Source organism: Nostoc sp. (assembly GCF_036919595.1).
In the GTDB taxonomy this organism is placed as follows: domain Bacteria; phylum Cyanobacteriota; class Cyanobacteriia; order Cyanobacteriales; family Nostocaceae; genus Nostoc.
Genome location: NZ_JBALCO010000058.1, coordinates 1 through 6,351 on the forward strand (window position 1 = coordinate 1; position 6,351 = coordinate 6,351).

Consider the following 6,351-nt stretch of genomic DNA (forward strand, 5'->3'; position numbering starts at 1 on the left):
CTCAGTTGCACTCGGCTTAATAAATCCTCAACATTTAAGAAACTGGTTTGCTAGTTGCTGCTACTGTACCTCATAACACCCGTAAATGCTGTATGCATTAAAAATCTCTGCAAATTCTAATTTTATAAATATAATGCAATTTTTATATGGCATCAATTTCGATTAGTTAACTAATAATAATTCAAAATTGACTTGATAAATTGACTCTTCATAAAAAGCACTATTTTTAGAATGTTTTTTGGTAGTAAAATTAGCAATTTTTTCTGAAATTCCATAGTAATTATTGACAATGGAGTTAATTCACACATTAAAACCTTTGAAAAAAAGGTTTTAACGCTTCAAGCTGTCAAGAAAAGATTGCTATCTTTGAGAAAAAATACTTATGAGCATTGATCATGTTAATAACAATGTGTTGTCAAATAAACGGCTCAATGTCACTTCAATCTCCTCATTAGATAGCTTTAATACGAAGGATGACTATAGCCTCAACTCAATCAGACGTAGTAGCTACAACTCAGCCGATGCTGATGTGCAATTGCAAAATAGGGGTGACTCTAAAAATAGCAGTAACGCCGCTGCTACTGCTTTTAGCACTGCGAATTATAACTCCACCAATGGCTATGGCTTGATTAATGCAGCAGCAGCAGTGGCTAAAGCTGCTGGTCAGAATACCTTTGCTGATGTTCCTAATCTTGGTGGCAATAATTGGGGAGCAGACCTGATTAAAGCACCGGAAGTCTGGGCACATGGATACACGGGTAAAGGTATTGTTGTCGCTGTTGTAGATACTGGAGTTGACTACAACCACGAAGATTTAAAGGATAATATCTGGACGAATCCCAAGGAAATTGCTGGCAATGGTAAAGATGATGATGGCAATGGCTATGCTGATGATATCCATGGCTGGAACTTTGTTGACAATACTAATAATGTCCTAGATGACAACGGTCATGGCACTCATGTTTCCGGGACGATCGCAGGAGAAAATAATAACTACGGTGTCACTGGTATTGCTTATGATGCCAAGATTATGCCCGTCAAAGTTTTAGATGACTCTGGCTCCGGTTCTTACACTTCCATCGCTAAGGGCATTGATTATGCTGTGGATAATGGAGCTAATGTGATTAACCTCAGTTTAGGAGGGCCATCTACCAATCAGACTTTAGAGTCAGCCATTGACTATGCCAGCAGCAAAGGAGTGATTGTCGTCATGGCAGCAGGTAATGATGGTGGCTCATCACCAGACTATCCAGCTCGCCATGCATACAAGTCGGGAATTGCCGTTGGGGCAGTAGATAGAAATAATAATATGCCTGACTTCTCTAATCGCTCTGGAACGAAGGAAATCGCTTACGTCACAGCCCCAGGAGTCAATGTCTACTCATCAGTTCCGAATAATGAGTATGCCACTTATAGCGGCACGTCTATGGCTGCTCCCCATGTTGCTGGTGTAGTTGCTCTGATGCTTAGTGCTAACCCCAACCTGACTGATGCCCAAGTCCGTCAGATTATCACAGAAACGGCAGGAAATAGTACACAAACTACAAGCTCTAGTTTTAATCTTTCTAATGTCAGTTCTCTAGCGAATCAGGTGATTGCAAACACAGCAATAAATAGTGCACAAACTACAACCTCTAGTTTTAATCTTTCCAATGTCAGTTCTCTGGCAAGGCAGGCGATGTCTGACGACAACCTGCTACACATCAACGCACAAACAGCAAATTATCTGACATCACAGACAATTTCTAGTTTTAATAATTCTCATGTCGGTTCTTTAACAGGTCAGGCAATTACAGAAACGACAAAATATCAGACACCAACCGAAGGTAATAACGGATTAGCCAATCCAGAATTATGGTCGCAATTCCAAAACTCTGAGAAGATTATGAGCAGCATCAATGTGGATAGCAATGATGATGATAATGATGATCAGGATAATCCTGATTTTGGCAAATTACTGGAGGGAATCCAAAAACAAATAGAGCAGTCTAGAAAATTTTTGGGTATTGCTTGAAAATTATATAGCGATTTGCAGTTTAGTTTAATACTGCTCGCTTAAGAAAATCAACCAACTGAAAAAGTTTGTAGAGATGTGAAATTTCGCGTCTCTACATTTTTATAATTATTGCTAACAATCCTTTCCCGATAAGTATACCAGGCGAAAATAACATATATTTCAGATAGAATATATTTGATAAAAAGCTATCACAGGATGAGAGAAAATAGGCGATCACTCTTTTTTACAAAAGTTAATTGGCAGCGATCGCCTTTCTATTGCTTGGAATAATAAAGTGCGATTGCTCTTTTGTAGGTTGTCTCAAATGAGAGGGAACATTTTGTTCAAATAGGAGATACAAACCTACCTAACAGAAAATGCCTCATTGAATCGCCGTGTCACAGGTTCGGTAATGAATGTCAAAATTGACTTTTTACGAGTGACAATTTCACCTGTAGCAGCCATTCCTGGTGTAAATTCTACTTCTTGACCTCGCACGTTCACTGAGTGTTTATTTACCTTAATTCTGGTGGGGAAAACTAACCCCAATTCTTTATCAACAATTGCATTCGGACTGACTTGTACAACTTCGCCATCTACAGTGCCAAATTCCTGGAAGGGGAAAGTCGCCATTTTCACTTTTGCTTTCATTCCTTGACGAATAAACCCAATATCGCGGTTGAGAACTTTCACCTCTAAGAGCATTTCTTCCCCTTCCGGCAAGATTGACAGCAATTCTTCACCAGATTGCACTGGGCCCTTAGTGGCTTTAACTCTGTAAATCGTACCGGCAACGGGAGCCTCAATCGTTTCTAAAGCTTGCTGCTTCCTCGCCTGCTCTAATTGACCTTGAGCAGTTGTCAGTTCCTCTTTACGCTTGTTGAACTGGGTCAAAATTTCACTTTGGCGTTCTGATGATACACGCTCGGTTTGACTGCGTGCAGCGTTGTAAGCTTGTTCTGCTTGGTGAATTTCTTGGACTTGGGCAGCAATATCTTTTTCTAATGATGTGACTTTATCTTGAGCCTCTGTAATTTTATTCTGGCTATTGGTAACATTATCTTGTGCTCTAGTGATTTCTGTCTTTGCAAGAGTTAATTTTTCTTGGGCATCCAAATAATCGACACGAGGTACAGCGCCAGGAGTAATTAGGGTGTGTAGGCTTTTTTCCCTTTCTTGAGCAAGTGCCAAATTACTTTCAATTTTAATTCGGATGCTATCTGCGTTCACAAGGTTGGTTTTGGCATTGCCAACGCTGCTTTTGGCATTAACTAAGTTGTCTTGCAATCGAGTCAAGCGGACTTTGGCTTGATTGATGAGTGCTATTTGGCGATTTGCTTCTGCTTCCGCCGCTGCTTGACGAGCTTGGAAGTCTTGCAGGCGGGAATTTAAAAGTTCATCTTGCACTTTCGTCCCAGTAGTTTTGCCTCCGGTGCGTTCTGCATCCAAACGTTGCAAATCGTCTTGAATCAATCTAGTAGATTTGGCTAGGCGGGAAACATCAGTTATTTGCAAGTCTGGATCTTTTTGAATCAGAATTTCACCTTTGGTAACATGATCGCCTTCTTGCACTTTGACGGCGACAATTGACCCTCCACCCAAGGATGTCACCGGTCTTACCTGTGTGGAAGCAATTAATTCCCCTTGTGCTGTTGCTACTTCATCTATTTGTGAGAAGTGCGCCCAGGCGATCGCCCCAAATACAATGACGCTCATCGTTCCCGCTAATAATCTAGTGTACAGGGGTGGCAATTCCTGTACCGCCTTCCCCAATTCATAGGTGAGTTGTTCCTCCGGTTGAGCGAATCGCTCTTTTGTCTGACGGGCTTGAGCAGCATTTGCAGCTAGGGAAGATTTCATAAAATTTTAGATTATTGGGCACTTGTACTGAGTGGCGTTGAAGTAGCGAAGTCGTAGTAAGCCGTTGGCGCAGCCTCTCGTAGAGAAGTATTGGGCATTGGGCATTGGGTATTAGTTTTTCTGCTCATGCTCCATGCCCCATGCCCATGCCTCATGCCCCATTACTTAATTTAAACAGCTAGATAGCGCCGCAAAAAGTTTTCTAATGTCTCCAATTGGAAGTTAAAAATTACCTCTAAATTGGCGATTTCATCTTTTGTACAGAAAAATTCATTTGCTAGCAATGTGCGATAGGTTCCCAAAGCTTTCTGGATTTGGGGATTAAATAAGCCCAATCCACCTTGTAACCCATCAATGAGAAATAGTGGTGAGTTAATTATTACTGGCTCTTTGGTGAAGATCCGACCAAAAATTCGTGGAATATCTTCTCGTAATAAAATCTCTGGCCCTCCCACTGGTAAAATCTGGTTCCGAGCCCCTTCAACTGTCACAGAATCCACCACTATCCTTGCTAAATCATCGGTACTTACAATTGAGGTACGATTTTTGCGATCGCCAATCAGCAAATACAATCCCGTTTCCCGAAATCGTTCTACTAGTGGCAACAAGTTAGATGCTAATCCAGCTGGGCGTAAAATTGTGTAATTCAAGCCACTAGCTGCCAAATATCGCTCTACTGCTCGTTTGGCTTTGAACACAGGAGCGTCTTCATATCCGCGATCGGCTCCCAATACAGAAATGAAGACGAAATGCTCTACGCCATTGGCTTTTGCTTGGTCAATCAGTTCAATATTGGCACGGTAATCTAAAGATAGGGCATCGCTATCAGAACCGTGGGCGCTGATAATATACTGGATATCCCGACTAGCTTTTTGGATATCTTTTTCCTCTAGCAAGTCACCGATGAAAATTTCTGCACCCCGGTGTTCTAACTCGCTATAGCGCGAGTTAAGGCGGACAAATGCCCGCACAGACTGCTCTCGTTGCCGTAGGAGTCGCACAACTCTGCGACCAATTCCTCCCGTTGCTCCAGTTATTAGAAACATATAAATACCTAAATTGAATACTTTCAGCGTTTATAGTTCTTGAAATGCTCGATATATGCTCAAAACCCGTTGAGCAATACTTAAACAACGTGAGCATATCTTTATACTTTTTTACTATGCTCAAGATATCCTCACGCCAACTAAGCCAATAGATCACACCTTATTTATCTTAATACTCTACAAATGATCCCCCATATCTTTGTAGATGCAGGGGATAGGGTAATGGGATTAGTTTTACTGGATCAACAAGTTAATAGCTTGTTCAAGCGACATCTTAGCCTTGTGCAAGTTCAGCAGGTTTTCCTGGTCGTATCGGTCAGGATAGCTCATTTTCTTGCCCTCTAAAGTTATCCGAATTAGTGCTGCTTGCTCATCTGTGGGTGAATTCATTTCCTCAATAGCAGAACTGATTATCTGGATAGCGTTAAAGTTAGGGAATTTTAATCCTTTACCTTGCTTCATTTGTTGCAGCGCTAAAAATGGAAATGCCATCAGAGTTACGATGTACGAGGTTTTGTATCCTGCATTCCCGGTTGGTTTGATGCCGTATCTACGACACAAGTCGCGTAATTCTTTAATAGTCTTGATTTCAAGTTCAGAACGCGTGAACATAAAATAGTAGTGTCCATTTTTGAAATTGGATATTGGTGGTTGTACTTCCGGCAAGTTGTAGCAACCACCAAAAAAAACAATCTATTGTTTTGGCACCAAGTAAATCAAGCCTTGTTTATATTTCTCAATAATGCCTAATCCTAAAGGGAATCCACAAAATTTACAACCAATTAAATCAAATAGAGAAGAATCATTAACAGAGAGGATTAACCTACGCATAACCAAGACTATGAAGGAAGAACTATCCACCAAGGATGATCCTCCAGAATTTTGCCGTCGTGCGATCGAGGAAGCATTAGAGAAAGATAAAGAGAAGTAATTTCAAAGGGACAGTTGTCACGAGTGTGCGAATTACTGGAATGAGTCAGCAATCAAGCATATTGCTATCTCAATATGCTTGATTGCTTGCGGAATACACCAAAATGAGAAAGCAAAAGCAGCTTTTGAGAAAGTAAAAGCTCATTTTGCTTGCGGAAAACACCGAAATGAGAAAGTAAAAGCTCCTTTTGCTTGCGGAAAACACCAAAATGAGAAAGTAAAAGCAGCTTTTGAGTAAGCAAACACAGCTTTTGAGTAAGTCAAATGTCATTTTGCTTATTAAATTCGATTTTAGGGACTCCCAAATAAAAAATATTCAGTTTAGCCAAAAGCTGTTGAGAGGATGTTTGAAAAGTCATAATTGGTGTATCAACGTTTTTTTACCCCACCCTAACCCTCCCCTTATAAAGGGGAGGGAACTAGATTTGTAACTGCCCAGGTAGGAATGTCAGGAATATTCCCATGAGGGAAGAAAGATGGTAGTGTTCAAGCATGAATCCAGAAGAAAAAGATCAAAAA

Annotated in this window: 6 protein-coding genes; 3 read left to right on the forward strand and 3 right to left on the reverse strand. The window is 40.7% G+C overall.

Annotated elements, in window-relative coordinates; all coding sequences use genetic code 11:
• The first annotated feature begins 382 nt into the window (after positions 1-382).
• Positions 383-2,014, forward strand: coding sequence for a S8 family peptidase (locus V7K21_RS07520; RefSeq protein WP_335172951.1), 1,632 nt, complete (start codon positions 383-385; stop codon positions 2,012-2,014).
• A 345-nt stretch (positions 2,015-2,359) separates the two neighbouring features.
• Here V7K21_RS07520 and V7K21_RS07525 read toward each other — a convergent pair whose 3' ends face one another.
• The 3 genes from V7K21_RS07525 to V7K21_RS07535 form a co-directional block, all read right to left on the reverse strand.
• The gene (locus V7K21_RS07525) at positions 2,360-3,856 is read right to left on the reverse strand and encodes an HlyD family efflux transporter periplasmic adaptor subunit (protein ID WP_335172953.1); all 1,497 of its coding nucleotides are present in this window, start codon (positions 3,854-3,856) and stop codon (positions 2,360-2,362) included.
• Between the two features lie 170 nt (positions 3,857-4,026).
• Complete coding sequence (locus V7K21_RS07530; protein ID WP_335172955.1) at positions 4,027-4,902, reverse strand: SDR family oxidoreductase; 876 nt, start codon at positions 4,900-4,902, stop codon at positions 4,027-4,029.
• Between the two features lie 234 nt (positions 4,903-5,136).
• A complete protein-coding gene (locus V7K21_RS07535; RefSeq protein WP_335172957.1) occupies positions 5,137-5,514 on the reverse strand; it encodes a hypothetical protein in 378 nt (125 codons plus the stop codon).
• A 130-nt stretch (positions 5,515-5,644) separates the two neighbouring features.
• Here V7K21_RS07535 and V7K21_RS07540 point away from each other — a divergent pair, with 130 nt between their 5' ends.
• Positions 5,645-5,833: a hypothetical protein gene (locus V7K21_RS07540; protein WP_335172959.1), complete on the forward strand. Its 189-nt coding sequence runs from the start codon at positions 5,645-5,647 to the stop codon at positions 5,831-5,833.
• Between the two features lie 78 nt (positions 5,834-5,911).
• Complete coding sequence (locus V7K21_RS07545; protein WP_335172960.1) at positions 5,912-6,070, forward strand: hypothetical protein; 159 nt, start codon at positions 5,912-5,914, stop codon at positions 6,068-6,070.
• Positions 6,071-6,351: the final 281 nt, after the last annotated feature.